The 25,008-nt window shown below is 54.8% G+C and carries 30 protein-coding genes and 1 tRNA gene; 9 read left to right on the plus strand and 22 right to left on the minus strand.

Translation table 11 applies throughout. The features are described 5' to 3' along the window. Positions 1-16: 16 nt before the first annotated feature. The 19 genes from B7E11_RS29455 to B7E11_RS08365 form a co-directional block, all read right to left on the minus strand. Positions 17-160, minus strand: a complete 144-nt coding sequence (locus B7E11_RS29455) for a hypothetical protein (protein ID WP_176220649.1) — start codon at positions 158-160, stop codon at positions 17-19. Next, positions 153-2,411: an AAA family ATPase gene (locus B7E11_RS08280; protein WP_080833238.1), complete on the minus strand. Its 2,259-nt coding sequence runs from the start codon at positions 2,409-2,411 to the stop codon at positions 153-155. Before B7E11_RS08280 ends, B7E11_RS29455 begins: the two co-directional genes overlap by 8 nt. Positions 2,412-2,426: 15 nt before the next feature. Then, on the minus strand, positions 2,427-3,083 hold the full coding sequence (locus B7E11_RS08285) for a hypothetical protein (RefSeq protein ID WP_080833241.1): 657 nt from the start codon (positions 3,081-3,083) through the stop codon (positions 2,427-2,429). A gap of 31 nt (positions 3,084-3,114) precedes the next feature. Continuing rightward, positions 3,115-4,695, minus strand: a complete 1,581-nt coding sequence (locus B7E11_RS08290; RefSeq protein ID WP_080833242.1) for a DEAD/DEAH box helicase — start codon at positions 4,693-4,695, stop codon at positions 3,115-3,117. A 9-nt stretch (positions 4,696-4,704) separates the two neighbouring features. Continuing rightward, positions 4,705-5,208 carry a hypothetical protein gene (locus B7E11_RS08295; protein ID WP_080833244.1) on the minus strand — a complete coding sequence of 168 codons (504 nt, stop codon included), beginning with the start codon at positions 5,206-5,208 and terminating at the stop codon, positions 4,705-4,707. Positions 5,209-5,226: 18 nt separating this feature from the next. After that, positions 5,227-6,309, minus strand: coding sequence for an ATP-binding protein (locus B7E11_RS08300; protein ID WP_080833246.1), 1,083 nt, complete (start codon positions 6,307-6,309; stop codon positions 5,227-5,229). A 2-nt stretch (positions 6,310-6,311) separates the two neighbouring features. Next, a complete protein-coding gene (locus B7E11_RS08305) occupies positions 6,312-7,622 on the minus strand; it encodes an AAA family ATPase (RefSeq protein ID WP_080833248.1) in 1,311 nt (436 codons plus the stop codon). A gap of 190 nt (positions 7,623-7,812) precedes the next feature. Continuing rightward, positions 7,813-8,175 carry a hypothetical protein gene (locus tag B7E11_RS08315; protein ID WP_139787117.1) on the minus strand — a complete coding sequence of 121 codons (363 nt, stop codon included), beginning with the start codon at positions 8,173-8,175 and terminating at the stop codon, positions 7,813-7,815. Positions 8,176-8,192: 17 nt separating this feature from the next. Further along, a complete protein-coding gene (locus B7E11_RS08320; protein WP_080833254.1) occupies positions 8,193-8,984 on the minus strand; it encodes a sigma-70 RNA polymerase sigma factor region 4 domain-containing protein in 792 nt (263 codons plus the stop codon). Next, on the minus strand, positions 8,981-9,733 hold the full coding sequence (locus B7E11_RS08325) for a helix-turn-helix domain-containing protein (protein WP_080833256.1): 753 nt from the start codon (positions 9,731-9,733) through the stop codon (positions 8,981-8,983). The genes B7E11_RS08320 and B7E11_RS08325 overlap by 4 nt, the downstream gene beginning before the upstream one ends. Continuing rightward, complete coding sequence (locus B7E11_RS08330; RefSeq protein ID WP_080833257.1) at positions 9,730-10,371, minus strand: sigma-70 RNA polymerase sigma factor region 4 domain-containing protein; 642 nt, start codon at positions 10,369-10,371, stop codon at positions 9,730-9,732. The genes B7E11_RS08325 and B7E11_RS08330 overlap by 4 nt, the downstream gene beginning before the upstream one ends. Positions 10,372-10,394: 23 nt before the next feature. Beyond that, the gene (locus B7E11_RS08335) at positions 10,395-10,676 is read right to left on the minus strand and encodes a hypothetical protein (protein WP_080833259.1); all 282 of its coding nucleotides are present in this window, start codon (positions 10,674-10,676) and stop codon (positions 10,395-10,397) included. Further along, positions 10,673-10,876 (minus strand): hypothetical protein, encoded by a 204-nt coding sequence (locus B7E11_RS08340; protein WP_080833261.1) that lies wholly within the window; start codon positions 10,874-10,876, stop codon positions 10,673-10,675. Before B7E11_RS08340 ends, B7E11_RS08335 begins: the two co-directional genes overlap by 4 nt. 214 nt (positions 10,877-11,090) lie before the next feature. Next, positions 11,091-11,753, minus strand: a complete 663-nt coding sequence (locus B7E11_RS08345) for a BRO-N domain-containing protein (RefSeq protein ID WP_080833263.1) — start codon at positions 11,751-11,753, stop codon at positions 11,091-11,093. Between the two features lie 229 nt (positions 11,754-11,982). Continuing rightward, a complete protein-coding gene (locus B7E11_RS08350; RefSeq protein WP_080833265.1) occupies positions 11,983-12,372 on the minus strand; it encodes a hypothetical protein in 390 nt (129 codons plus the stop codon). Positions 12,373-12,393: 21 nt separating this feature from the next. After that, positions 12,394-12,681, minus strand: a complete 288-nt coding sequence (locus tag B7E11_RS08355) for a hypothetical protein (protein WP_080833267.1) — start codon at positions 12,679-12,681, stop codon at positions 12,394-12,396. An 84-nt stretch (positions 12,682-12,765) separates the two neighbouring features. Continuing rightward, complete coding sequence (locus tag B7E11_RS08360; protein ID WP_080833269.1) at positions 12,766-13,014, minus strand: hypothetical protein; 249 nt, start codon at positions 13,012-13,014, stop codon at positions 12,766-12,768. Between the two features lie 20 nt (positions 13,015-13,034). Continuing rightward, complete coding sequence (locus B7E11_RS30610; protein WP_281256483.1) at positions 13,035-13,169, minus strand: hypothetical protein; 135 nt, start codon at positions 13,167-13,169, stop codon at positions 13,035-13,037. A 16-nt stretch (positions 13,170-13,185) separates the two neighbouring features. Next, on the minus strand, positions 13,186-13,401 hold the full coding sequence (locus tag B7E11_RS08365; RefSeq protein WP_080833271.1) for a helix-turn-helix transcriptional regulator: 216 nt from the start codon (positions 13,399-13,401) through the stop codon (positions 13,186-13,188). Positions 13,402-13,540: 139 nt separating this feature from the next. On the opposite strand from B7E11_RS08365, the gene B7E11_RS08370 reads away from it, so the two are divergent. The 3 genes from B7E11_RS08370 to B7E11_RS28845 all read left to right on the plus strand — a co-directional run bounded on the left by B7E11_RS08370 (position 13,541) and on the right by B7E11_RS28845 (position 15,620). After that, on the plus strand, positions 13,541-14,176 hold the full coding sequence (locus B7E11_RS08370) for a LexA family protein (RefSeq protein ID WP_080833273.1): 636 nt from the start codon (positions 13,541-13,543) through the stop codon (positions 14,174-14,176). 10 nt (positions 14,177-14,186) lie between these two features. Next, positions 14,187-15,200 (plus strand): recombinase family protein, encoded by a 1,014-nt coding sequence (locus B7E11_RS08375; RefSeq protein ID WP_080833278.1) that lies wholly within the window; start codon positions 14,187-14,189, stop codon positions 15,198-15,200. 75 nt (positions 15,201-15,275) lie between these two features. Further along, positions 15,276-15,620, plus strand: a complete 345-nt coding sequence (locus B7E11_RS28845) for a hypothetical protein (RefSeq protein ID WP_139787119.1) — start codon at positions 15,276-15,278, stop codon at positions 15,618-15,620. Here the strand turns inward: B7E11_RS28845 and B7E11_RS08385 are convergent. Both B7E11_RS08385 and B7E11_RS08390 read right to left on the minus strand, forming a co-directional pair. Beyond that, positions 15,621-15,695, minus strand: a tRNA-Thr gene (locus B7E11_RS08385). It abuts the gene before it with no gap. A 95-nt stretch (positions 15,696-15,790) separates the two neighbouring features. Beyond that, the gene (locus tag B7E11_RS08390) at positions 15,791-16,900 is read right to left on the minus strand and encodes an HD-GYP domain-containing protein (RefSeq protein ID WP_080833282.1); all 1,110 of its coding nucleotides are present in this window, start codon (positions 16,898-16,900) and stop codon (positions 15,791-15,793) included. A gap of 181 nt (positions 16,901-17,081) precedes the next feature. On the opposite strand from B7E11_RS08390, the gene B7E11_RS08395 reads away from it, so the two are divergent. The 6 genes from B7E11_RS08395 to B7E11_RS08420 all read left to right on the plus strand — a co-directional run bounded on the left by B7E11_RS08395 (position 17,082) and on the right by B7E11_RS08420 (position 24,033). Beyond that, complete coding sequence (locus tag B7E11_RS08395; protein ID WP_080833284.1) at positions 17,082-17,747, plus strand: response regulator transcription factor; 666 nt, start codon at positions 17,082-17,084, stop codon at positions 17,745-17,747. Between the two features lie 76 nt (positions 17,748-17,823). Then, the gene (locus tag B7E11_RS08400; protein WP_080833286.1) at positions 17,824-19,419 is read left to right on the plus strand and encodes a 7TM diverse intracellular signaling domain-containing protein; all 1,596 of its coding nucleotides are present in this window, start codon (positions 17,824-17,826) and stop codon (positions 19,417-19,419) included. After that, positions 19,416-21,338 carry a sensor histidine kinase gene (locus tag B7E11_RS08405; RefSeq protein WP_176220650.1) on the plus strand — a complete coding sequence of 641 codons (1,923 nt, stop codon included), beginning with the start codon at positions 19,416-19,418 and terminating at the stop codon, positions 21,336-21,338. Before B7E11_RS08400 ends, B7E11_RS08405 begins: the two co-directional genes overlap by 4 nt. An 82-nt stretch (positions 21,339-21,420) precedes the next feature. Next, a complete protein-coding gene (locus B7E11_RS08410; protein ID WP_245809657.1) occupies positions 21,421-22,380 on the plus strand; it encodes an SPL family radical SAM protein in 960 nt (319 codons plus the stop codon). 90 nt (positions 22,381-22,470) lie between these two features. Continuing rightward, positions 22,471-23,079: a DUF3298 and DUF4163 domain-containing protein gene (locus tag B7E11_RS08415; RefSeq protein ID WP_080833289.1), complete on the plus strand. Its 609-nt coding sequence runs from the start codon at positions 22,471-22,473 to the stop codon at positions 23,077-23,079. Positions 23,080-23,157: 78 nt separating this feature from the next. Then, positions 23,158-24,033, plus strand: a complete 876-nt coding sequence (locus B7E11_RS08420) for an aldose epimerase family protein (protein WP_080833291.1) — start codon at positions 23,158-23,160, stop codon at positions 24,031-24,033. 78 nt (positions 24,034-24,111) lie between these two features. On the opposite strand, the gene B7E11_RS08425 is transcribed toward B7E11_RS08420, so the two are convergent. After that, positions 24,112-25,008 carry a TetR/AcrR family transcriptional regulator gene (locus B7E11_RS08425; RefSeq protein ID WP_080833293.1) on the minus strand — a complete coding sequence of 299 codons (897 nt, stop codon included), beginning with the start codon at positions 25,006-25,008 and terminating at the stop codon, positions 24,112-24,114.

Consider the following 25,008-nt stretch of genomic DNA (forward strand, 5'->3'; position numbering starts at 1 on the left):
GGCGGCGACCATGGTTTTATGGTGTCCGCCGCAAATGTAAGCCATTTTCTACCACGGCGGGAACCTTGTTTTTATGATTGCCGCCGCATTTTGTTCGTTCGGCGAGAACCATAAATTTATGATCGCCGCCGTAGTAATTTATGGAATAACGATCACTCATTGTCACCGTCATCCTTGACGATCACATTGCCGTTCTCCTTGTCGATTCGGTAACCATATCTCTTGATCCAATCTCTCACTGTCCGATCGGAGACCTCATTACCCGTCTTCCCAAACCATTCGACAATGTCCTTCACCGTCGGAGGCTCGCCGAAATTGCAGTTATTCACGGCGTCCTCGAACTGTGCTTCCTTGCTCTGCCGCTCCTTCTTCGCCGACTCCCGTCGCTTCCCCGCCGCCTTCCGCCACGCCGGCGCCTCTCCCTCCGGCTCGATGTCTTTCAGGCTGCCGACGTCGTCCACGCGGTGGACTGGATAGGCGAACCACATATTGACCGGCCGGAATTTGGCATACTCCCGCAGTGTGCCCTCTACACGCCATGCAGAACGATTGCGCACCGCCTCCAAGACGCGCTGAATCTCCTCCTGGGCGGCCGCCTGCTCCGTGTTGTAGATCGCCCGCCGGGCATGCTCCTCCATCGCCTTTGCGCTGAGCTCGTCGTCCTGCGACACCGATTGCTCCAAATATTGCGGGTTGTGCTGCTGGAAGTAGCGCTTGTACACGGCGCAAATCGCCTTGTTTTCTTCCTGCTTGAGCAGCGCCTCTGTCACCTCGAGCTCGACGAGGTCAATCAGCGCGTCCGGATCCCGGGCGAAGACGCCGCTGCCGCTGGCCCGGTCCATCGACTTCTTGCCGCCCTGGGCGCCCTTGGAGTGATGGTGGCAGTAGATGACGCTGGCGCCCAGCTCGGTCGCGATCTTGTCGAACTGGTTCGTAAAATGGGCCATCTGATCGGCGCTGTTCTCGTCTCCAGTCAGCACCTTGTAGATTGGGTCAATGATGACCGCGATGTAATTTTTCTTAGCCGCTCGCCGGATCAGCTTTGGCGCCAGCTTGTCCATCGGGACAGACTTGCCGCGCAGGTTCCAGATATCGATATTGGCGATGTTCCGCGGCGGCAGTCCAAGCGCCCGGTATACGTCCTTGAAGCGATGCAGCGCGCTGGCCCGGTCCAGCTCGAGATTGACGTAGAGGACCTTGCCCTGGGTGCATTGCCACGCCAGCCATTTGACGCCCTCTGCGATGGCGATGGAGAGCTCAATCAGCGCGAACGACTTGCCAGCCTTCGATGGCCCGGCCATGAGCATTTTATGACCCTGCCGCAGCACGCCCTCGATGAGCGGCGGCGCCAGCTCCGGCATGTTGTCCCAGGTGTCGGTCAGGCTTTCCGGGTCCGGCAGGTCGTCGTTGACGCCTTCGATCCATTCGTACCACTCGGCCCAACTCGTTTTCCCGATGTTCGTGTCGACGATAAACTGCTTCTTGCCGTTCCGGACGACACCAGGCATGCGCGACAGTCGCGATGGATTGCGGTTCTGCTTGTCAATGGTGATCCCGTTGCGGTTACAGACGTTGTACAGATAGTCGACACGCTTGCGGTATTCGTCATAGTTGGGCGCCTCGATACGCACGATGGCGTGGAGACTCTTCCCGCCGCTATAGACAAGGACGGCGATCGGCAGCTCCAGCTCCCGCATGATGGCGTGCTGCTTCTCGATGTCCATCGTGTCGGACTCGACGAGCGCATAACGGAATTCGGTCACGTTTTCGTTCTTGACGCCCTTGCCGTCGAGCGGATTGAAGCGGATCCAGGCGCCCGCCTCCGGGTTGTAGTCGCCCAGGACCGCCCCAATGTCGCCGTTGCATTCGTTCAGGCGTTGAATCAGCTCGCCGGCTGTCCGGTCCCATGCGCCTTTCGTCGGCTTGTATTTCCCATCCTCGTCTTGCCACGAATCGACGACATAACCGACGTTCTCGGCCGCCTCGAACAGCGTCTCGAGGTACGTGGCCAACTGCTGCACTGGGTTCCAGACGGCTGGCTCGTGGATCTCCTTGCCTTCGATCCAATTGCGGTCAACGACGACATAATCGCCGGCGATCTCGTCGTCCCAGCCGAGTTCGTGGTGATCCCGTTCATCGCGGCCGCCCCGCGGCGTCCAGCCGGCGTCTTTGGCCAGCTGCGTGATCGTGGCCCCGGTGACCGGCGTGCCGGAGCCCTCAAAGGAATCCCACTTCCGGAAACATTCGCCCGGATGGTAGCGACCCGGATCTCGGCGGCTCCACGCGTCCCAGTCGCTGGCCGTGTAGCCTTCATATTTGAGGGCCATACCCACATTCACCCATTCCTGATAGGATAGATAGGTCGGGTCAACGTATGCGAGGAGTGCTATCAGGTCGACTTTATGCTCCATGGTGGCAACTCCTTACTATTCTCTGAACCAATAGATTGACTTCGAAAGCACGTCATCAACAATCGTATAGCGGTCTTCGTCTTCCATCTCTTCATCTTTGTCCAAGTAACATGGCGGATTGAATCCATTCGGACTTTCGGCAGCGATTATTAATCGGAAGTCACCGTCAGAATCAATGTTGTACCGCTTGATGATGGCCGGCTGCTCGCGCCAGTAAATTTTTCGTCCCGTAATGTACTTCCCGAAATCTTGTTCGAAGAAGTTAAGTGGGTGTTCTTGGATTTCATAAAGAGTGCTCCGAGCCATTGTCAGCGCGAAGTCAAGACTTCCCGCTGCAATAGCGTAGAACGGTTTTCCATTACGAGTAATGAGGCATTTACAAGATTTGCGAACTTCAGCCTCGTCCCATTTGGACCTAACGTAATTATTCTCTTGGACCTCGATGCCCCACCGAACGCTATATCCGCTGAATTCGATCAGGTTCTCATAGGTGGGTTCTTCACCTCGCGGGCATGCCCAGAGATTGTTTTCTCCGTACTCACCGCCGATCGTATGAATGAACCCTTCTATCCGATATACGTCATACAGGCGACCATTAATGTCTACATCCCACCCGTACTTGGTGCGCTTCGAAATGTCAGAATCTTTGTCGATCAAGTTGATTTGTCCCATAACAGGATTGGCCTCCATGTTTCGTATTGGGTTATACAGGTCGATAACCCTTAGGATCGATGCCTTCCGGCACGCGCCAGCCGTTGGCGGCGATCCGATCAATCAGATTCTTCGCCGTCTCGAACGACCATGTACCGACGTGCTCGAATCCCTTCCCCTCGAGGAAGCGAATCTGCTTCGGCGTCGTCAGTCCTTCCGCGCGCCGCTTGTCCAAACGCTCGAGCAGTTTCGTCGCCTTTCCGGCGTTGTCGATTTCGTCTGGGAAGATGCCGAGCTTCTCGAGCGTTTTGATTTGCTTTTCGCTCGGCGGCGCCATTTCCCAGCCGAACGCGGGCACGTAGTTGGCGAGGTCTTCGGCTTGAATGCTCATTTCAAACTGCAAGGGATCGACCAGCGCGCGCTTACGGCGCTTCATTTCGGCCAACTGCTTGGCCAACGCTTCCTCCCGCTGCGCGACAACGTCATCCATCGCCTGCTTTTCGACCGCTTCCAGATCGAGTGGGACCCCCGCCTCCTCGATCTGCTTGGTCATGGCCTGGGCAATCTCCTCGCTCTCGGCGATAAGGTGAGCCGGATGGCAAAGCTCGTGTCGCTCCGTGTGCCACAAGAAATCAAGCAGGAGCAGCTCCGTCTTGCCAGGAAATAGCCGGGTACCGCGCCCGACCATCTGGCTGTACAAACTGCGGACCTTGGTTGGCCGCAAGACGACGACGCAGTCGACGCTCGGGCAATCCCATCCCTCCGTCAGCAACATCGAATTGCAAAGCACGTTGTATTTGTCATTTTCGAAATCTTCTAATATCTCAGCGCGATCCTGCGATTCTCCATTGACTTCCGCGGCGCGGAATCCGATCTCGTTAAGGATCCGGGTAAACTTCTGACTGGTTTTGACCAAGGGAAGGAAAACGACGATCTTCCGGCCCTTGGCTACCTTCCACATTTCGGCCGCGATCGATTCAAGGTACGGGTCCAATGCCGTACCAAGGTCACCGGCGGAGAAGTCGCCGGATTGCTGCCGGACAGCGGACAGATCCAACTGCAGGGGGATGGTCATCGCCTTAATCGGGCTGAGATAGCCTTCCTTTATCGCCTTCGGCAGCGTGTACTCGAAGGCCAGGCTCTCGAAGTAGCTGCCCAGGTTCCGCATGTCACCGCGGTCCGGCGTGGCCGTGACACCGAGCACCTTTGCGCCGGAAAAATACTGCAGCACGCGCTGATAGCTGTCAGAAATGCAATGGTGTGCTTCGTCGATAATGATCGCGTCGAAGTGGTCCGGAGCGAACTGTTCGAGACGTTTCGGGCGCATCAACGTTTGGATGCTGCCCACGACGACCCGGAACCAGCTGCCGATCGATGTCTGCTCCGCCTTCTCTGTCGCGCACTTGAGGCCCGTTGACTTCTCAAGCTTGTCAGCCGCCTGTTCCAGCAGCTCGCCGCGGTGAGCGAGGACAAGCAACCGCTCGCCCAATCGGACCCGATCCTCGATGACTTTGGAAAAGACGATCGTCTTGCCGCAACCGGTCGGGAGGACAAGCAGCGTCCGACGGACGCCGCTCTCCCATTGCGCTTGGATGGATTCCCGCGCTTGCTGCTGGTAGGGTCTGAGATTCATAGGCCCTCCTTAAAACTGTCCGGCGTTCCACCCGCCACCTTGCTGTGCCGGCGGAAACGGCGGTTGCTGCTGATTCGCTGGGCGTACTTCGTCGGCCGGGTAAAACGTCTTCACTTGGTTGTTCGTGCGCTCCTCTCCGTCGCGGCCCTTAAACTTGTTAATCTCCAGTTTCAGGCGTCCGCGCGCGCCGACTACCACGTTCCAATTCATGCGCAACGGCTCACCCTTGCGTTTTTGCCCGATGCCGGCGAAGAAGTTGGACAGCAGTCCTTCCGTTTTCGTATGCAGGAACAGGTTATGGAAGACGACAACGTCGCCATGCTCGGGAGAATGGACGGTTAGCTCCAGCTTGGCTTGGTTGCACGGCGGCATCTTCTCGCTTCCCGGGAAGCGGCCGCGCTCGAATTTCGTAACCGTAAAATCATAGTCCCCCGCGGGAAGGACGACGAACTCGCCGCCATCCTTTTCAATTGTGTCGTCCCAGCTCAGTTCGCGTTCTTGTTGGTTATTCACGTATGATTCCTCCTGATGTTAAAATGGCAAATCTTTTCTTGCTTCTTGAATCATTCCAAACACTTGCGGCCAAGCGCCGACAAGAACACCTTCGATAAAACCGGGATCATAGTTGGCGATCGGCGTATCCGCAGTATAGTAACCCCTTTTTCCGACTACCGTTTGAATCTCCAACTCGCTGACCTGGTTTGCCTCCATCAGATCGCGCAAGGAACGCGGAATATTCGGGCTCAACTGCGGTCCGGTGGTGTCGATCCGCGGTTGTGCTTCTTGCGGCGGCGTCGACGCTTCGGCGGCCGCCGGAGGCGTCGCTGTGGACGGAACGGCGCCGGACGACGACGGGGTCGCGGATGGCGTCGCTGGCGTGGATCCGCTAAAGATATGCGCAATATGCGCATAGTCCAGCGGAAACTCGTCGGGCAGCCCCTGCCGGTTCTTTGCATCCCACGCTGGATGGTGCGTGGCGAACACCGTCCGCTGTCCACCCTGTGCCTTATGCTTGTTCCCATTCTTATCCGCGGCCACCGAGAACGTCTTATAGTTGATGAACAGCACCATGTCCGCCCACTCCTTGACGAGCGCCGCCGTCCGGCTACCGGTCTTAGCGCCCAACTTGAGCTGATACCGGTCATAGGCTCCCATCTCGTCCGGCTGCTCGAATTTGACGATCTGAGAATGGGCGACGAGCACGACATGGAAGCCTGCCTCGATGACGTCGCTTAGGAGATTCAGAAAGCGTCCGAACTCTTCGGCCACGAAGATGTATCCTTTGCCGTAGCCGAAGTCCTCGACTCCGGTCTTCTGGTGAGCTGCGCAGATACTTTCCACGCAGAGCATTTCAGCCCAGTCGATCGTGTCGATGACAAGAGTCCCGAAACGTTGTGTACCTTGCTGCTTGACCCATCCGATTTGCTGTTTGAGCATTTCCCAGCTCGTCGGCTTGGGCAGTCTCCCGACATCCATTTCGGTGGTCGACCCCTCTGTATCAATAAAGATCGGCCGCGGGAATTTTGCGGCGAGCGACGACTTTCCGATGCCTTCGGGGCCGTACAGGACAACCTTTTTCGCCTTTTGAACTTTGCCACTGATGACCTCGAACATGATTAGAATTCACCTGCTTTCCATGTTGGCCCCGGGTCAATCTCGCCCGGTGGTTGTTGTAATGTGACGCCTTCCTGGCCGGCGACATAACCGTCCTCAATGATGATCGAGCACTCCTCGCCGGTGCTGACGCGCGTCGCGATCGCCTGCAGCCCCTCCTGCTCGAGCCACTGGCCGAATTCGCGCAGCGTCTCCAGATCCATCTGCTCGAGTTTGTCCAGTAGAATAAACCCGCAATTCGGCTTCAACCGGCGAACGATAGCCGTCGCAACTCGGAGCTGTTCGGATCCGCTCATGTTGTCCCAGCGCTGGCCGTTGTAAATCAGCTCGCCATCCTCTACGGACAGGCCCGGGAGAGGCAGATTCGCGTTCGTCAGAAGGTCCGTCTTTTGCTGGCGAACGGCATTTATCTCGGCCGTCAGCACGTCGTATTGCTGGCGGTATTCGTTTGCGTCCGTCTCGGCCTTGTCCTTGTCCAGGTTCGCGCGGACCTTCCGATTGATCTCGTCGATCTGCCGGATGTTGGCCTCCAGCTCCGCGGTTGACTCATCAATCAGATCGAGTGCGTCCTTTTTGGCGATCTCCAAGTCCGCAGCGAGCTGTGCATATTTGGCCTTGGCCTCCTCCAGCAGCGCAGACAGGCGTTCAACTTCCCGCGCCTGATTGTCGTGCGCGGCCTGGATCTGTGCCACACGCTGACGCTTGCGCTGGTTCTCACCATTGCGGGCGAGGATTTCCTGCTGCTGGCGAATCAGCTCCGAAGCGGAGATAGGCTCCTTCGGCGCGTCCGGGTAATATGGCTGCTCCTTTGCGAATTTGGCCTTCTGGTCCGCGATCTGGCCGATGGCATGGCGCCGGTTGTAAAGCTCCTGCTCCTTCACCTCGAGTTCATGAAGCTTGTCGCCCACGCCGATAATTCTCAGTAGGATTCCGGCCTTTTCCTTGTTTGTCGCGTTCAGGAACTTCGGGAGATCGATCGCCAACTCTTCGACGAAGCTGTCGAGCAGTTGCTGGCCGCCTTTCTGGCCATTCGGGTCGATGACCTTCAGGTCGCTGTTCTTGCCCTTCCGCTCGACGATCAGGCCATTCGAGAGGACGAGGTGCAGGTACGGCGGAACGACCGATCCTTCCCGTTGGGCCTGGGAAGGGCGGTATTTGTTCCCGCCGAGTGCCCAGGCGATGGCGTCCAGAACGCTGGTTTTACCCTGATTGTTCTTCCCGCCGACAACCGTCAGGCCCGCGCTGGACGGCTCGATTTTCACCGCCTTGACGCGCTTGACGTTCTCGATTTCAAGCCTATTGATCTTAATCATGTTGCTCCCCATCCCTTTCCTTTCTTGTTGAAATGCCGTTTTACGATGGATTCAATGTGTTCTGTCATTGCGTACACGGCTCTGCCGTCGTCTGTCTGCAGCTTGTACCACGAGCGAGCGACGCCCCATGAATCCAAGACCTCCGCGGTTTCGCCGGATTTCAGTTTGACCGTATCGCCTTTAAGGCAAATCATGATGGTCCATCCTTCATCCGAACAAATCGCCCGTAACCCTTTTTCTGCAGGCCACCATCTCCGCCGCAGATCGGGCAAGTCGCGACAGAAAGGTCGACTTCTTCGTAATCCTCAATTGCAAACGAGACGAAGCAGTCGTCGCACTCATAAAAATGCATCATGAGTGGCGGATCTGTCGAAATGGATGGGTTAATACGATGCGGCCACTTATACGGATCTCGCTGCCGTTCCTGGTAGATCATCGTCCGGATGCTCCCGAGTGTGCTGCCGAATTCCTTCGCAATTTCCGCCAGTGGGGTCCCGGACATAAAAAGCTCATGCAGACGCTTTTTGTCGACGACAATCGGTTTCGTGCTCATGGTTCGTCGTCTACCATTCATAGCTCTCTCTTCTTCCGCTCATATCTTGCCCCAACAAACTTGCCAGTCCCCCACACATCAAGCCGACTTAGACGCCGTTGAACAGCTTCGCTGCTACGGCCCAAAATTTCACCGATTTGCTGATAGGTCATCGTCCCTAGTTTAAAAAGTGCAATCAACCGCTTGTCCTCATCACGGGTCCACTTCCGTCCTTCCGCCGGTGGCCGAGCGCGGTCTGCCGCTTTCTTCGCGACCAACCAATCCGGATCCTGAAGCCAGAGTGATCCTACCATCTTGCGACTGTCCCATAGATTTGGGTAAGACTTAAGAAACACCTCTAGGTCCTCCAGGGAGATCATTGTTGTCGTTCGATTCCTATCCGAACGTGAGGGAAACGGAGCACTTTTATATTTCAAGTAGCCCTTATCCAACCAGCGGAGAACGCTATGAATATCGATGCCCATTAAATTGGCGACGTTTTGACCGGTAAGAAACTGGGAGTTCTTAACTATGCCACCTAAGCCCAATCGTTTGGCTTTCAATTTGACCGCGACTGTCGTACGCTTTAAACGCTTAGCGCAATAGACGAGGCCCTTTTCGCTCCAATGTTGAATGAGGAATTGCGTTTCTTTCTCCGTCCAGTTTGGTTCCTTTTTTCGAGCTACACCGCATTTCTTGGCGTAATTTGTAATCACATAACGAGGAACCTGAAACTCGGCCATGAGTTGATTTGTAATGGTCGGATTGCCGGTATATCGCGCCTTAATTGCCTCTATTAACGCTTCGCTGTACCATTTCCGTGCACTCATGGCTCCCTCCCCGAAAGAACCATCATTCGGTATTTCTGATGAACGCTATCCTCACTACGCCGCAGTTTAATAGCGATCTCTTTGCCGGTCATACCGCGGGCCTTGCATTTGAGGAGAAGCCGCTCTTCCGATTCGGTGTAAAATTCACCTCGTTTGTCGATCGGCAAATCACCACGAATTTTCAACCGGTCCACTTTTCGCTGAATTCCGAATTCTGAGCGCTGCAGAAGACAAGCAATTTCCTTTTTCGATGTCCCTGCAGAAACCAGTGCGACTAAACGCTGCTCATCCTCAATCGTCCAAGGACGTGCATATGCTCGTGGCTTTACCGAATCCTGTTTGCGCTTTGCGATTAACCAGGAAGGCTCCTTTCCCAAATTGGTTACTTTGAATTTTCTTGTGTCAATTTGGTCCTGTCTGGATTCGGCCCATTGATAAAAATCAGACATGTCGATCATTTTGTACGAAAAAGATTTGCGAAGCTTCACCCATTTAAAAGGTAAGCCCTGATCCTCAGTCCAATTGATGACTGTCGACGATGCCACGCCGAGAACTTTTGCGAGTTGATTTGCGGTATACAGTGGGGAGATCAATTTTCCGTTAGCGACACCGAGCTCGCCGGCTTTTACCACAGTATAGGCGTAGGAGCGTCCAAGTTTGCGGGCAATTTGTTCAAGCGACTTCTTGCCTGCATTGTTCAGAAGGTATAAAATCTCAGTTTCTGACCAGCGAGACCCCTTCTGTTTCATCGCGCAAGCTCCTTTATATAAAGTGCTCGGAACCTCATGAAAGCTGCCTTCAGACGATTCGCTTGCTGCTGGCTGGATACGTCTTTTACAACTGCCAGCTCCTTCATCGTGAAGCCGTCAACGTAAGCGAAAATGTCGTCACGCTGCTGTTTAGGGATTCGTTTCAGCAACTTCTCCAAAAGCAGCCTGTCTGCAGTTTCCTGGGTGAAAGTCTCCTCTTCCCCAATCAATTCGTGCAGCTCCGTTCCTTCCCCACTACCGTCATCCACAAGATCAAAGAGACTGCACAGGGATCGGATTTGCGAGGTTTTTCGGTCAAATTTGGGTTTGTTCTTTTGGTGGTACCCCATCAATGCATATTTGATATAGCTTGCGGCCATCGCCCCGAAAGGGATCGGGAAGGCTTCGGCATCATAGCGATCGTAAGCCCTCCATAAAGCAATAGCGGCAACTTGGCACAGTTCATCGAATTCATATGCAAAGGTCCAGCGGGCGGCCTTAGAACGGATTAACCCTTGAAACCGCTTATGGATATCGTCGAATGTCAGGAGCTCTGGTTCCGAGCCGTTAAGAAGAATCGGCTTTGCGTTGACAACAAAATGTGCGTTCCCCGCCTCGTCATACCAGTAGGCTGCCAATGAGATCAGTCCTTTCTAGATTTTCAAGTTCCGTCACCCGAATCTGAGCCACCGTCTGGAAAGTCATACTCATCACATTCAGCTTCGGACCAGTCCGGTGAATCGAGATTCGAATCGTAAGGTTCATTTTGCTGGATTCCGTGTCGGCGGAGTCTGTAAATGATATCGTCGACGGACTCAGCACCGCACTGCGCAGTATCAAGCACAGCGTTCAAGGCTTCTTGGTTCATGTCGTCGGGAATCATGACCGGCACTTCGCGCTGATACCGCAGTGTTTCTTGGATTTTCAGAACGACTTTTTTCATATGATTGCTCCCTCCGGCGTCTTTGCACCAAGAACTTCCAATGCCTTTTCCGCAAGTGCGCTCGCATTGCTCATGGCTTCGATATCCTCCTGTTCCCGGTCGTTTGCGATCAAGTGGACGCGGGCGTTTTCTGCCAGCTCCTTTGCTTTAGCTAGAGTCCGAACAAGTGCGTCCCGGCGGGCCAGGTCATGTTTGTTCATATTGCAAGATCCTCCTTATCAGTCCCAGGGACCAGTATGATATTTTTCAAGCTCCGCACGGAGTCGATCGACTTCGGCCTCCACGGCAAGCGCGCGCCGGATGGCGTACGGCCAGCCTTGGCGGGCTTCGACGATAAACTTGGCGATATCCCTACGTCTGACTTCTTGGATTAACAACTCCCCGGAAGTAGACACCAAATCATCATATTTTGGGTCAATTTCCCATGGCCCCGGCGTCTTCCAGACGCTTCGTCAGATTGCGCAGCCGGGCGTTAAGATCGCAATGCCCACGTTCTTCCAGCAACCGGTAGCTTTCTGTTCGGAGTTCCCGATACGGCGTTCCGGACCGGTATGCGGCCCCATTAAGCATCGTATTGATGGATGATCGCCAATCTTCGTCGCGCTGGGTAAAGGTTTCTTGGATCGTCGTGACGGCCGTTTCAACGCGTTCCACGCGCTGCTCCATTTCAACGAAGCTCTTGGCGTACATCAGCAGCAATTCGGCCTGCGATTTGGGCTTGTCCACCGAGTATGATCCGGTTCGTCGGATCGTCGGCAGGATTTCTCTGGTTACCCAGCGTTTGAATTCCTTTGCCTTTGCTTGAATGTCTGCATTGTTGCCCTGCTTGGCTGCTCCGAACACCAGAGAGTAAAGTCCGGATTCGTTGATGAACTTTTTGTTCTGCTGACCCCCATCGGTAAGGACTGGACGGACCGTCGAGTCCTCTTCATCGACATGATTTGTGATTGCTTTGTAAGGATCCGAGAACGAAAGCGCCCTCGCTGCCTCTGTTGCTCCGAACCACTCCATGCCATTGATAACGATGACCGGAAGCTCGCCGAACGTTTGATGATTGAATATTTGGTGATTGCTCATTCATCTTCCCCCTTTGCCGCGTTGATAAGGTTAAGCAAAAACGACTTGACCGTTTCCGCCTGCTCCTTATTCAACTCCTGAATTCGACTAATCCCGAAGATGGGGTATTGAACTTTCGAGGTGAAGATAGTGGGATTAACCACTAAAATTCATCATGCTCGAAAATTTCATTTTGTGCGGTGAACAGAGCTACTGGTGAACTTTTAGGGTGATAATCGTTGCCAGAAATTCAAGGTAGTTTGTCTGCTTCTTTTAGCCTTTTTCGTGCAATATAGCCAATATCAACACCAAGATCATCCTGTTGTAAGCACATCTTTTCTGCGTAATACTCCAAAGCTTCACGGCATATTTCGTATTTCAATTTGAACGAATGACGGTCTTGCATCAGCCGTACATATTCTTCGTTCGAATATTGATGACCCTCTGGTCCGTGTGAATTAAGGATGCGATACAACTTGTCGTGCCGTTCCATCAAAAATTTCAGATCATCAATGTGTGTTGGATAACTTGTGTTATCCGCGATGCGCTTGCGTATCCTTTCCATGCGGCACGAGTCACATAAATAGTTACTGTGCTTGCTTTCAAACTGTCTTCCACAACTATGGCAATTGTTTGTCATTCCTGCTCAACCTCCGTTCGTCTATTCGCCTTTCAACGTCCTAATTGCTCGTCTGAAGTTGTTTCTCACATATCCTCTTTCTGGGATGTGTAGCAGAGGTTCTAAGTTCTCAAGCTGATAAACAGCATCTTCTATGACCTCTAATAGTTCTCTGACATCGCCGTAGTAATAAGATTCAATAGATTTTTGCGTATTCATCAAACGTTTTTCATTTGATTCGTCTGCTTTCGGTAGTTCTTTCAACGTTTCAATATAAGCATTAAATCGTCTCTTTACCTGATCCAACGAATGCGTTTCAATCAATGCCACTTCCTCACAACCTCCGTTTCTTACAGATCGATTTAACATTTCGTTCACCTCGATCGTTCAAGAAAGTTTTTCATAGCTAATCTATCAATTGGTGAGAGTTTCACCCTGAAAGTTGCATACCCCGAAGATGTACCGAATGACCGGAGACAAGCCGCTGATAATTTGATAGTGCTCAAACGTCCGCTTGTGCGGGTAAGCGTCGATGATTAGCTGCTTAACGCCGTCCCATGCGGTCGTATCCCTAACGATCTTTACAGGCGATTCGGCTTTTATCTCTGCCATGATTTCGGCCTTTAGCGTCTCTTTCAATGCCGCAAGTTCTGCGTTGTTCATCGGGCTCCGCTCCTTTCTGGTTATTGAGCTTTTCCGAACCGCTCCATGCTGCGTTTCTCTTTCTTTTTCCGCCGGGCTATTGCAGCAAGAAGGCGGAACGCCGATATCGCAGCCTCGCGAGACATGGTATTGGTTTCCGTCACTTTGTGGTTCAAGCAGTTACCACCTCCGTCACGAAACTTCATGTTTCTCGAAGTTTTCGGGTAAAAAAATTTCTTCAATCGGTTTTTTGAACTCTTTTGCAATAGCGAACATTTCACTCGCCTTGAATTGCGTAATGCCAAGTTCCTTGTTCTTGTAAGTCCTAACATCCACGCCGATCAAGGTAGCCATATCGCTTTGAGTTTTGCCGAAAAACCGACGAAGCGCGGCGAGCTTGTTCTGCATAACAATCATCTCCTTTCCGTAACTTCATGATACTCGAAATTATAGATGAGGTCAACAGAATTTTTCACATTCAGTGAAATTTAATGTTTACAATTTCATGAAATGCGATATAATAGTTATCGAATAGGAGGTAAATTTCATGAACTTCGACGTTGCTAAATATGTCGGGAACCAAATAAGGAAGTACCGGAAGATTAAAAAAATGACACAGAAAGAACTCGGGGAAAAGATTGGAGTGAAGCATAATACAATTTCTGGCTACGAGAGCGGAACCAATGAGCCGGAACAAAACACTCTCTTTACAATTGCCGATATTTTGGGTGTGAGCATCAACGACCTATTCCCACCTATCGACACGCCAGTTTCTAACATCATTCAGCTTCCCAGAGAGGTAAGGCCAGTGCCGATTATTGGAGAGATTGCATGCGGATCGCCAATCCTCGCAAATGAGAATATCCGCGGATATCACTACGAAACACTGGATAACCTTCCTAGCGGTCGTTTGTATTATCTGATCGCTAAAGGCGACTCAATGGAACCTACAATTCCAAACGGAGCCCTAGTTCTGCTTCGCGAGCAACCGTTAGTCGAATCTGGTGAGATTGCGGCCGTTCTCGTTAATGACGATACGGAAGCCACATTGAAGCGAGTCAAGATTCAAGATAACGCAACATTCTTAGTGCCGGACAACAATAAATATGATCCCATTCTGGTATCGCCTAAAAATCCCGTACGGATCATAGGTAAAGCATTGAGATTTACCGTGGATTTATAAGGAGGGGCCAATGAGGGCTGCAATCTATATTCGTGTATCGACACAAGAGCAAGCGTTAGAGGGCTTCTCGGTGCCCGCTCAACGTCACCGAGCGGCGGCATTTTGCGATTCGCAAGGCTGGTCAGTGATGGGGATTTATGCCGATGATGGCAAGTCTGCCAAGGACACCAACCGGCCAGAATTGCAGCGCATGCTCACTGATGCCGACGACGGTCTATTTGATGTGATTGTCGTTTACAAACTAGACAGGCTCACGCGGAGCGTACTTGATCTATATGAGATACTCGCCCGTATCGACAAACGCGGCATCAAATTTAAGTCTGTGACAGAGATGTATGACACGACGACAGCCACAGGCCGACTTTTTATTACGCTCGTCGCCGCACTCGCGCAGTGGGAGCGTGAGAACCTAGCCGAGCGCGTGTATTTCGGTATGGAGGAGATGGTCAGGCAGGGATCCCGTCCGGGAGGGACGACTTGTTACGGATATGATACAATAAGCGGGGAGATGCGAATAAACGAGGCGCAGGCACGGATTGTGCGCCACATATTTGACGCTTACGAGGCGACGCAGGGCATGCGTACAATTCAGCAGATGCTGGAAGCGGAGCGCGTACCGCCGCCGAATAAGCACTGGTCAACGACGACGATCAATTACATGCTGCGCAACCCCGTTTACATCGGTAAATTGCGCTGGAATCTGCGCAAGCGTGGAAAAGGCAAAACGGGAGCGCCGATCATTGTCGATGGACGGCATGCGCCAATCATAAGCAAGGAGCAATTTGATCGCGTGCAGCGCCTTTTGGATCGCCGTCGCACATTGCCGCCAGTTGCTGCTACGTCTGATTTTGCATACTCCGGTATTTTGCGTTGCGGCCATTGTGGCTATGCAATGAGCGGGACAAGCCGCAAATATAAGTCGGTGCGTACCAAGTATTACGCCTGCGTCAACCGACAAAAAAACTTTAAATGCTCAATGCCCTACATACGCGAGGATGTGCTGGAGGACGCCTTTATGCAATAAGTCAGTCGTCAGCTAGAGCAGAACTCCGAAGGCGTTGAAATCGATCCAGATGATGAGATTGATATTGATGCAGCTGTGACCGATCTTAACCGGCGCTTGCAGCTTGTCGCTGATCGCAAGCGCAAATTCCAAACAATGTATGTAGACGAGCTCATCTCACGTGATGATTTTTTATTGCGCCGCGCAGAATTAGATGCGGAGGAAAAAAGCTTGCGTAATGCATTGGACGAGATTGCAGCCACTAGCGAAGATGATAAAATCGAAGTAACGGCAGCCGATCTACTGGAAATGCTTGCAGGTTGCAATGAGGCTGACAAAAAGGCAATCATGCACGAAATGGTTAAGGAGGTCAAAATAAAAAATGCCGATCGCATGGATAATGGTCACATGACACTCGACATTGAGGTTACCTATAATTGATGGTGCCGGTGGAGGGATTCGAACCCCCGACCTACGCATTACGAATGCGTTGCTCTACCCCTGAGCCACACCGGCATTATCGCTGTGTAGTCCGCTTCTATGTTACACGGTCTACCAGCTGAGCTACATCAGCGAGCACTTTTATAGAATACTAAACAGAGGCATCAAAGTCAAGCGTTTTTTATTAATTTTTTTGCGGGACTCGGGATGCCAAAATTATCCTCCGAGAAGGACTGCCGATCCAGTTCTCCGATCATGACATGCAGGCATCTTTTCAGGTCGACCTCGAACGGGCGGGCGACAGGCTCGCCTCTTGCGCCGCGGATAATCCGGACGACCGGCCGCTGCTTGCTGTCCTCGTGCAGGCGGGAGACGACGCCGATCTCGCCGGTATTCAACCGGACGGTCGTTCCTACCGGAAACAGCGCCAGCTTATCGCGCAGCCGGCGGACTTTGTCGATGTCGTACAACGTGCCGGCCCCGCCGTAAAGCACTTCCAAAGCCTCGTGAGGAAGCATGGGACAGCCCTTGTTCCGCCCGTGAATCAGCCCGTCGAATTCGTCGATCAGCCCGACCCACTGGATGTTGTCTGGCAAGCGGGCTCCGGCCAGTCCGAACGGGTATCCGCTGCCGTTCATCCGCTCGTGATGAAACAACGCGCAATGGGCGGTCAGCTCCGAAAAACCGCTGTCCTTCAGCAACCGGTATCCCTCTTCCGTATGCGCCCGGTTCTTGCCATCTCTTCCGGAACGAAAAAGCCCGATGTCGTGAAAAATCGCCCCGGCGGCCAACGCCGCCAGCTCTTCTCCGTGCAAGCCCTCTTCCATCGCAAGCCTCGTGACGCACACGCCGACGTTGACCGCATTTTCCAAAAAACGTTGGCGGCGCTCGTCCGAAAAAACGGCATAGTCATGAATCGGCAAAATCAGCCGATTGCGCCGGTCCATCCCTTTGATCAGCAAGGAGACGGCGTCGCTGCAAAAACGCACCGTTTCCGGACTCAGCGACGTTCGTTTCCCGTCGTTCAATTCGTTTATGGCCTGAACGACCGCGCCCCGCAGCACGTTCATCGCCTCTTCGCCTACCGCCTGATCGGGCGAAATATCTTCCGTCCCTTCTTCCTCGACGTGAAGAAAGGGATGTCCCATTTTATGCAAACGAACGATAACATGCTCCGACAACACGAATCCGCGCTTTACGAGCACTTGTCCTTGCTCCGAGTACACGGATCGTCCCAACTTCATGCCCGGCCGGCATTGAAACGTCGGCATAATGATCATAGGTGTGGTCCTCCTTGGTATTCTTCCCGGTTCGTTGCGGAACGAAACGTTTCGTCCCGGCGATTACCTCTAGAATACGGACCGTCAACGTCATATGACCAGTGACGGGCGTCATCCATATTGTCATGACATGCGGCAGGTTCGTACCTTATAATAGCAGTAGAAGAGAGGGGATGCGGCCATGCTCAGAATCATCATCGCGGACGACCAGACGCTCATGCGCGACGGTCTGCAAACGATTTTACAGCTGGAGGACGACATGGAAGTCGTTGCGACCGCCGAAAACGGAGCCGAAGCATGCCAATTGGTTCAGCAATACGCGCCGGATTTGGTGCTGATGGACGTTCGAATGCCGGTCATGGACGGAATCGAAGCCGTCAAGCGGCTGCGAACCGAATCGCCGCAGACGAGGGTGCTCATGCTGACGACCTTCGACGAGGACGAATATATTATCGAAGCTTTGGCAAACGGGGCCGTCGGATTCCTTCTCAAAGACATCGCCAGCGACAAGCTGCTGCAGGCGATCCGCGACGCCGCCGCGGGCGAAATGATGCTGCCCGCCAGCATCGCCGCCAAGCTGGCCGCAAGGTTATCCTCCGCCTCTTCGTCCGCGCGGCTGTCGCCCGCCAAGGCGCGTTCGCCGGAGCTCGGAAACGTCCGGTTCACCGAACGGGAGGCGAGCATCGTCGCCCTGATGATCGAAGGCCGGACCAACCGCGAAATCGCGCAGCTGCTGTTCATGAGCGAAGGCACCGTCAAAAACTACATCAGCACCATCTACGATAAAATTGGCACGAACGACCGCACGCTGGCGGTGATTTGGCTGAAAGAGATGACGGTCACATGACGAGGGTCACTGGACATTTTTCCCCTTCGGGTTACAATTAATCTCGACTGTTTGCCCGAAGGGAGCCGCGAGACAAGTGAGAGAAACCGGATGGCGCGTTCATTTGCCGCTGCTGAGAATTTTGTTGGGATTAGGCGTGCTTTTGATCGCTCTCGTCTGGCCTCTGTCCTCGTTTTCGAACCGCGAAACCCCTCCCTTGAATACCGGCGGCTGGAGCTGGGCTCCGGCGCTTTCCGGCGCGAATGCCCCTGCCCTTGCTAGCGATGCCTGGAGCTCCTCCGGCGATAGCGGCTCCGTCCCCGCCTCCGAGCCCTATTGGCTGCGCATTCCTTTGCCCGAATCGAACGCTCGGGAACCGCAGCTTTGGATTTTCGGGGCTTACGGCTTGAAAGTATACGTTGATAACGAGCTCCTGTACGCCTATTCGCCGGAACGGTCCGGGCATCGGCTGAATCCGTTTTTCCACTGGAATCTCGTTCCCCTTCCCGCCCCCGTTCCCGAAGAAGTCCTGCTCTTTCTCGATAACGGCAAGTTGTCCGGCACGATGCCCTCCGTTCGTCTGCTGGACAAGCATGAGATGGTGACGGAAATTTTCAGCGAAGGCGCCGTTTCGATAACGATTGGGGCGCTGCAGCTTTTTTGCGCCATTATCGCGTTCGGACTTTACCGATCCCGCCGCGACCGTCTTTACTTTTACTTTTTTTTGCTTGCCGCGTGCGGGGCTTACGGCTCCTTTGCCCGCAATCGTTTTTTGCAGTACTTGTGGGACCAGCCATGGATCGGCTACCTGGAAAAAGCCGTTTTTCCGCTCGGCGTGTTTGCGTTCATCGGCACGTTTTGCGTGCTGTTTCATCCCCTCCACTCCCGTTTGCTGAACCGCCTTCGACGGACGACGTTCGGCTTTTTCGTCGCGACGCTTGCCGCGGCGCTGGCGGACGAGGCGATTTACGCTTGGATCATCAACTATCTCGTGCTGCCGGCCTTTCTTATCGTCGCGGCCCAATTGTTTTACGCGCTCGGTTCGATTTACCGGAGACGCCGGGATATCGAATCCGTATGGATGCTGTCCGGCAGCTTCGTCGTCACCTTCGTCGCTCTCGTTCACGTCATCCGGTATTATTCGCCGGAGTTGGCCGCGGAAATCGTCCGAATCGTTCCCGCCGCGAGCAAGCTTCCGGGAGACCTCATGTCCTTCAGTCTCCTGTTGTTTTTGCTCTGCCTTGTACGGGTCATCGCGCATCGCTTCGACGAGGTCAACCGGGAGCTGTCGGAGTTCAACCGCACCCTTGAACATAAAGTGCGCGAGCGCACGGCCGCGATCCTGGAACGGAACGCCCAGCTTCAAAAGACGAATGAAAAACTGGCGGCTTCGATGAGGGAGAACGCGGAGACGATGGCCGAAGCCCTCGTGCTCGAGGAGCGAAACCGCATCGTCGGCGAAATCCACGGCCGCGTCGCCCACGTGCTGTCCGCGTCGATCGATCAGATGGAACAAGCCGAACAGGCGATGGACGACAATGCGGAGCTTGCCGAAAGCCGGCTGGAGAAAACCCAGCAAACGGTTCGCCAAGGACTCGAAGCGATTCGGAAATCGGTGCGCCTGCTCAAGGATGACGCGCCGCCGCCGAATTCGGAATGGAGCAGAAGCCAGCCGGGAGGAACGGAAAAATGAAAAACAACCGCCTGAGCCGCCATCTCCCTTTGTTCCGGATGATCGCCGCTCTTTTCCTGGTCCTTGTCGCCATCGGCTTGGCGCTGTCGTCGGTGCGGGTTCCCGACTCGGTCGTCAGGCTCGACAGGGAAAGCTGGGAATGGGCCGCAGCCGCCGGCTTTGACGAGGCGGCGCCCCCTTCCGACGGCTGGACGCCGTTCCCCGCGGGTCTTCCGAAGGAAAAGGAGGCCGACTATTACTGGGTGCGAATCCCTCTTCCGGACATGCTCCTTCACGATCCGTATTTATGGATTACCAATACCGCGAGCGTCCGGGTTTGGGCCGACGGAGATTTCACCTATACATTCGATATTAAAGCGCGAAATGACAGAATCAATTTGGGCGCCCGATGGAACCTGGCCCGAGTCCCCGAGCCTTTGCCGGAGGCGGTTTATTTGCTGACGACGAACCGCTCGAGCATCGCGAAGCCTCTCGTCCGTCTCGGCGAACGTTCGGACCATATCCGTTGGATGATCCGCAAAGACACGGACGATTTGGTGCTCAGCGCCCTTTTCCTGTTTTGCTCGTTCGTGTCGCTTTCCCTGTATGCGGTCCGCCGCGAAAAATTGTACGGCTACTTCTTTCTCCTCTGCTTTTCCGGGGGGACCGCTTGCGCGATGCACAACTTCTCTTTGCAGCTCCTATGGGACTACCGGTGGATCACCTACTTCGTGGACGTGTTCATGCCGTTGGGAACGGGCGCGTTCCTGGGGGTCATGACGGAACTGTTCCCCGGCATTTACCGAAAAACGATGATTTTCATGCGAAACGCCATGCTGATTGTCGGATGCGTCATTCTCGTAGCGGCCGTCTGGAGCCCGTACTGGTATCCGAAACTGATCCTGTTCCCTTTTCTTCCGTCGTTCCCGGTCACGGTGATCTTCATCATCTGGACGCTCGGGACCGCCTACCGCAAACGAAAAGACCTGGAATCGATCTGGCTGTTGTCCGGCTTCGCCTCGATGGCCGCCGTCTCGCTCGTGCACGTCTTTCGGTTCATGATCATTCCCGGATTTTCTCCTTTGCCCGGATGGATGTCGGCGCCGATGCGGTATTTTCCGGAAGACATGCTGTTTTGGGGGCTGTTCGTCTTCGTCGTTTGCATCGTCAGAGTGATTCTGCACCGTTTCGGGATCATGAACCGGGAGCTGGAGGCGTTTAACCGTTCCCTCGAGCAAAAGGTGGCCTATCGGACGCAAGAATTGAAAGAACGCTCCGACGAACTGGAAAAAGCCAACGCGCTTCTCGCGGCATCCGCCAAAGAAACGGCCGAAACGATGGCGGAAACGATGCTGCTTCAGGAAAGGCGCCGGATTACCGGATCGATTCACGATTCGGTCGGGCATGCCCTGACGGCGACCATCGTGCAACTGGAAGCGGCCAAAAGGCTGCTTCGCCGGGACCCGAAGACAGCCCTGGACAAATTGAACGCTTCGAAACAGCTGGTTCGCAAAGGACTCGAGGAAATCCGGCTTTCCTCCCGAATCGTGGAAAATCAGACGCCGGAATTTCATTTGCTTGAAGCCATCCATGCCTTGATCGAGGAGACGAAGCAGTCTACGGGAGTCTTCATCGGCTGCCGCCTGGAAGCCGTCCCCGATTCGCTCAGCATGCTGCAAAAGCGGGTGCTTTACCAGGCGCTGCAGGAAGGGTTGACGAACGGCATCCGCCACGGGGAAAGCCGCCGCTTCGATTTTTCGCTGACGATGGCCGGCGGGGAGATCGTGTTTCGGCTCGCCAACGACGGCAGAACCTATTCCCCGACGGAATTCGGCTTCGGTTTGCAGGCGATGGCCGAACGCGTCGCCGAATTGGGAGGCCGAATGGAGCTGGGTCCCGGCAACCCGGGCTGCATTCTAACGCTCGCTTTGCCTGCGTAGCCGTTTCCAGCTTTCTCTCCTTTACACGGGAACGTATGTTTGGTAAACTCCCTTTATCACAGGTTACAGGGGGAGAGCGCAAGTGGCCAAGACGCAATACGAACCGATGAAAAGCAAAACGGTGCTGAACGCGGTCCGCGCCCCATCCATGCCTTTCGACTGGTCGATCAATCCGTACCGCGGCTGCCAGCACGGATGCAGCTTTTGCTACGCTCGCAGCACCCATGTCTTTCTGGGACAGCCGGCAGACGACGCGTTTCAGCATCGCATTTTCTGGAAGGAGGATGCGCCGTCGCTGCTGCGCCAAGAGCTTCGCCGTATGGCCGCCGCTTCAAGGCTTCCTTCTTCGGTGGCCATCGGCACCGCGACCGACCCTTATCAGCAATTGGAAAGCAAGGCCCTGCTGACTCGCGGCTGCCTCGAGGCGCTGGCCGAGTTCGGCGTCCCGGTCAGCATCACGACGCGCTCCCCGCTCGTGCTTCGCGATCTGGACCTGCTCCGGCGGCTCCCTGACGTCTCCGTCAATATCAGCCTGCATACGCTCGACCCGCAAATATGGCGCGCGTTCGAACCGCAAACGCCCGCCCCTCTCCAACGTCTTCGCTGCGCCCGCGCGCTTCGCGAAGCGGGAATCGAAACTCACGTCTTCATGGCGCCGATGCTTCCCTACCTGACCGATCGGCCGGAAGCCGTGGAATCGCTCCTGTCGGCATGCGCGGATCACGGGATTCGGCAGGTGATGGCTTCGTTTCTGCGTTTGTCCACCCCCGAAGTGAAAAGCTGGTTTTTTTCCGTTCTGAGACAGGGCTACCCGGAGCTGGCCGAACGCTATGGCCGATTGTACTGGCGTTCTTCGCGCCTGCCGGATTCGTACGTCCGCCCCGTCAAAGCCCGTCTGGCCGACTGCTTCAGGCGGTACGGGATGAACGGCGGGAATTTTTACGAACCGGAACGCGACTCCGCTTCCAAGCCCTCCGCTGAAGCCCCTTCTGCGCACGCTCCGAGCGCTCCTTGCGCTCCGGAACAGCTGACCTTGTTCTGACGGGAATTTGCGGCATCTCCCCTCGCGAACGCCCATCGCCGATCGCGCATATGCTGAGGCGACAGCCCATGACAGAAAGGGGACGACGGGATGAACGGACAAACGCTGATGCTGCCGATTTCCGTCTCGCAAATCGCGGAGCCGAATATCAAAATCAACGTGCCCGCCGTGGCCGGCGGGACCAACGAGGAAGCCCGGGAAAAGATAAACGCCACGATCGTCGAGGAAACCCGCGCCTTAATGAAAGATCAAGGCTATCCTAGCGACGATATTCAGGAAATGGACGGCACCTTCGAAATCAAAAACAACCAGCGCGGCGTCCTTAGCCTATCCTTGCTGAACTACGCCTTCACGGGCGGCGCCCACGGAAATACGCTGCAGAAATCGCTCACCTTCGATGCGGCAACCGGCCGAAGCTACTCGCTCGACGAATTGTTCAAGCCCGACAGCGATTACGCCGAGCGATTGGACTCCATCATTCGGGCCCAGATCAAAGCCCGGGACCTTCCGCTTCTCGGCGAATATCCGGGAATAACGGAGGATCAGGATTATTACATCGCCGACAAGGCGCTGGTCATTTATTTCCCCCTTTATGCCATCGTCCCCTACGCCTGGGGCTTCCCTTACTTCCCGATTTCGGTATACGAAATCGAAGATATTATCGACGAGGAAGGGCCGCTCGGGCACATGCTGTATTGACGCGGTTCGCGCTCGTTCCCTCCTTTTCTTCCATGCGCCATGCGGAAGTTCTATAATAAGGGAAAAGGAGGGAACCAGATGACGGCATCCAAACCATACGAGATCGATTCCTACGACGATACTTTTCTTATTTACGAGCTGAAGGAGGATGCCACAAGCTCCAGCGTGAAAATATGCCCGGAGCGGGGCGGCATCGTCATCGGCTGCAGGTTGAGCGGGCAGGAGCTCTTGTACCTGGATCGGGACACGTTCCTCGATCCGAAAGCGAACGTCCGCGGCGGCATCCCGATTTTGTTCCCGATTTGCGGGCAGCTCGAAGACGCAAAATACGAATGGGACGGAACGGTCTATTCCATGCGCAACCATGGCGTCGCGCGCACATCCGCCTGGGAAGTCGCCGAAACGGGCACCGACGGGGAAGCGCTTCTGACGCTGAAGCTGCAAAGCAGCGACGAGACGCTTGCCTCCTATCCGTTCCGGTTCGAGCTTTCGTTCTCTTACAGGCTAAAAGACGGAAAATTGTCCATTCGCCAAGCCTACCGCAATCTGTCGGACCGCCCGATGCCCGTTCAGGCCGGCTTCCATCCGTACTTTGCCACCGGCCCCGGCAAAAGCTTCTACTACGAATCGGACGCCACGCGGCTGCTCGATTACAACGACGGGCAAATCAAGCCGTTTGCCGGAACCGTGAATCTTGCCGGCCTGGTCGAATCGGTCGCCCTTCTCGATCCCAAAACGCCGACCATCGCGTTTCCGTTCGGCGACGAAGGCCGGATCCAACTGGATTACAGCCCGCAGTTCAAGACGGTCGTCCTCTGGTCGGTGGAGGGCAAGCCGTTCATTTGCGTGGAGCCGTGGACGGCGTTGAACGGCGCGCTGAACCGGAAGGAAGAGCTGATCATGCTCAAGCCGGGAGAGACGCTGGAGTTGGATTTTGTCCTTTCGTACCGCTAAAGCGAAACCGATGCAAAAAAACAAGGGCCTCCGTCAAGTCGTCGACCGACTGGACGGAGGCCCTTTGCCGCTATGCCGCTACCGATTAAAACTCAGACCCGTTTCGAGACGTTTGACCATCTCCTCCCACTCGGGCGGGATCAATTCCTTGATGTAAGCCAGCATGCCGCGAATGATAATGCGGTCCGGAATCGGCTTCGCGTATTCCTCCTCCAGCAGGGTCAAGCTCCCGAGCAAATCCGCGTTCCGCTCGTCCGGCCGCTTTTCGTGCGATTTCTCCGCGGCCAGGCGGAGGTCGCGCAAGGCGATCCGGACTTCGTAGCCGGGGTCGGACGCATCCTCCTCTTCTTCGGAGTGCGGGATAATGTCCTCGCGGTTTAGCAGCGGCCGTTCCCCTTTGCCGATCATGCCCTTCATGACGTCATCCAGCCGATCCATCAAAAAATTGGCCAGCCGATTTTCGTTCAACGGAAGGTCGTCCTTCAAAATCCGCCCCATGTACGCCGTCGTCATCCCGCCGAACAGGGACGCGCCGTCCCAGGCGTAAGGCTCCCCCTCGTCGCCGTAAATTTCGACGATGTGCTGGCGGTACCACAGGATGAACCGGACCTGAAAAGCCTGGAAAATTTGGCGAATTTCCGCGTTCGAACCGATTCCGGGATTCCGCAGCAGCATTTCCGCGAACCCCCGCTCCTGCCGAAGGGTGACCAGGTTGCGGATAAGCTGAAAGCGAAGCTTTTCCCGAGGGGGAAGCTGCCGATCCTCCGACAGCTCCCTCAGCCCCGCCATGAATCTTTCCGTAAAAAAGCTGATGACCGACAGCAGCAAATCGTCCTTGGACTTGAAATAAAAGTACAGAGAACCTTTGGCCATCCCGAGCTCATCCGCAATGTCCTGCATCGATGCGGCCTGAAACCCCTTGTGCGAGAAACACTTCAACGCCGCTTCCAGCACCTGTTGCTTTTTGTCGCTCAT

Source organism: Cohnella massiliensis (assembly GCF_900169535.1).
Classification (GTDB): Bacteria; Bacillota; Bacilli; order Paenibacillales; family Paenibacillaceae; genus Cohnella; species Cohnella algarum.

Coding starts and splice junctions, on each gene's coding strand:
- B7E11_RS08340 (WP_080833261.1), bottom strand. CDS start 10,876: ATGAACAAACATGACCTGGCCCGCCGGGACGCACTTGTTCGGACTCTA.
- B7E11_RS08405 (WP_176220650.1), top strand. CDS start 19,416: ATGAAAAACAACCGCCTGAGCCGCCATCTCCCTTTGTTCCGGATGATC.
- B7E11_RS08290 (WP_080833242.1), bottom strand. CDS start 4,695: ATGAATCTCAGACCCTACCAGCAGCAAGCGCGGGAATCCATCCAAGCG.
- B7E11_RS08370 (WP_080833273.1), top strand. CDS start 13,541: ATGAACTTCGACGTTGCTAAATATGTCGGGAACCAAATAAGGAAGTAC.
- B7E11_RS08280 (WP_080833238.1), bottom strand. CDS start 2,411: ATGGAGCATAAAGTCGACCTGATAGCACTCCTCGCATACGTTGACCCG.
- B7E11_RS08365 (WP_080833271.1), bottom strand. CDS start 13,401: ATGCAGAACAAGCTCGCCGCGCTTCGTCGGTTTTTCGGCAAAACTCAA.
- B7E11_RS08395 (WP_080833284.1), top strand. CDS start 17,082: ATGCTCAGAATCATCATCGCGGACGACCAGACGCTCATGCGCGACGGT.
- B7E11_RS08285 (WP_080833241.1), bottom strand. CDS start 3,083: ATGGGACAAATCAACTTGATCGACAAAGATTCTGACATTTCGAAGCGC.
- B7E11_RS08300 (WP_080833246.1), bottom strand. CDS start 6,309: ATGTTCGAGGTCATCAGTGGCAAAGTTCAAAAGGCGAAAAAGGTTGTC.
- B7E11_RS29455 (WP_176220649.1), bottom strand. CDS start 160: ATGAGTGATCGTTATTCCATAAATTACTACGGCGGCGATCATAAATTT.
- B7E11_RS08305 (WP_080833248.1), bottom strand. CDS start 7,622: ATGATTAAGATCAATAGGCTTGAAATCGAGAACGTCAAGCGCGTCAAG.
- B7E11_RS08375 (WP_080833278.1), top strand. CDS start 14,187: ATGAGGGCTGCAATCTATATTCGTGTATCGACACAAGAGCAAGCGTTA.
- B7E11_RS08420 (WP_080833291.1), top strand. CDS start 23,158: ATGACGGCATCCAAACCATACGAGATCGATTCCTACGACGATACTTTT.
- B7E11_RS08345 (WP_080833263.1), bottom strand. CDS start 11,753: ATGAGCAATCACCAAATATTCAATCATCAAACGTTCGGCGAGCTTCCG.
- B7E11_RS08335 (WP_080833259.1), bottom strand. CDS start 10,676: ATGAAAAAAGTCGTTCTGAAAATCCAAGAAACACTGCGGTATCAGCGC.
- B7E11_RS08425 (WP_080833293.1), bottom strand. CDS start 25,008: ATGAGCGACAAAAAGCAACAGGTGCTGGAAGCGGCGTTGAAGTGTTTC.
- B7E11_RS08315 (WP_139787117.1), bottom strand. CDS start 8,175: ATGAGCACGAAACCGATTGTCGTCGACAAAAAGCGTCTGCATGAGCTT.
- B7E11_RS08320 (WP_080833254.1), bottom strand. CDS start 8,984: ATGAGTGCACGGAAATGGTACAGCGAAGCGTTAATAGAGGCAATTAAG.
- B7E11_RS08390 (WP_080833282.1), bottom strand. CDS start 16,900: ATGATCATTATGCCGACGTTTCAATGCCGGCCGGGCATGAAGTTGGGA.
- B7E11_RS08325 (WP_080833256.1), bottom strand. CDS start 9,733: ATGAAACAGAAGGGGTCTCGCTGGTCAGAAACTGAGATTTTATACCTT.
- B7E11_RS08350 (WP_080833265.1), bottom strand. CDS start 12,372: ATGACAAACAATTGCCATAGTTGTGGAAGACAGTTTGAAAGCAAGCAC.
- B7E11_RS08415 (WP_080833289.1), top strand. CDS start 22,471: ATGAACGGACAAACGCTGATGCTGCCGATTTCCGTCTCGCAAATCGCG.
- B7E11_RS08360 (WP_080833269.1), bottom strand. CDS start 13,014: ATGAACAACGCAGAACTTGCGGCATTGAAAGAGACGCTAAAGGCCGAA.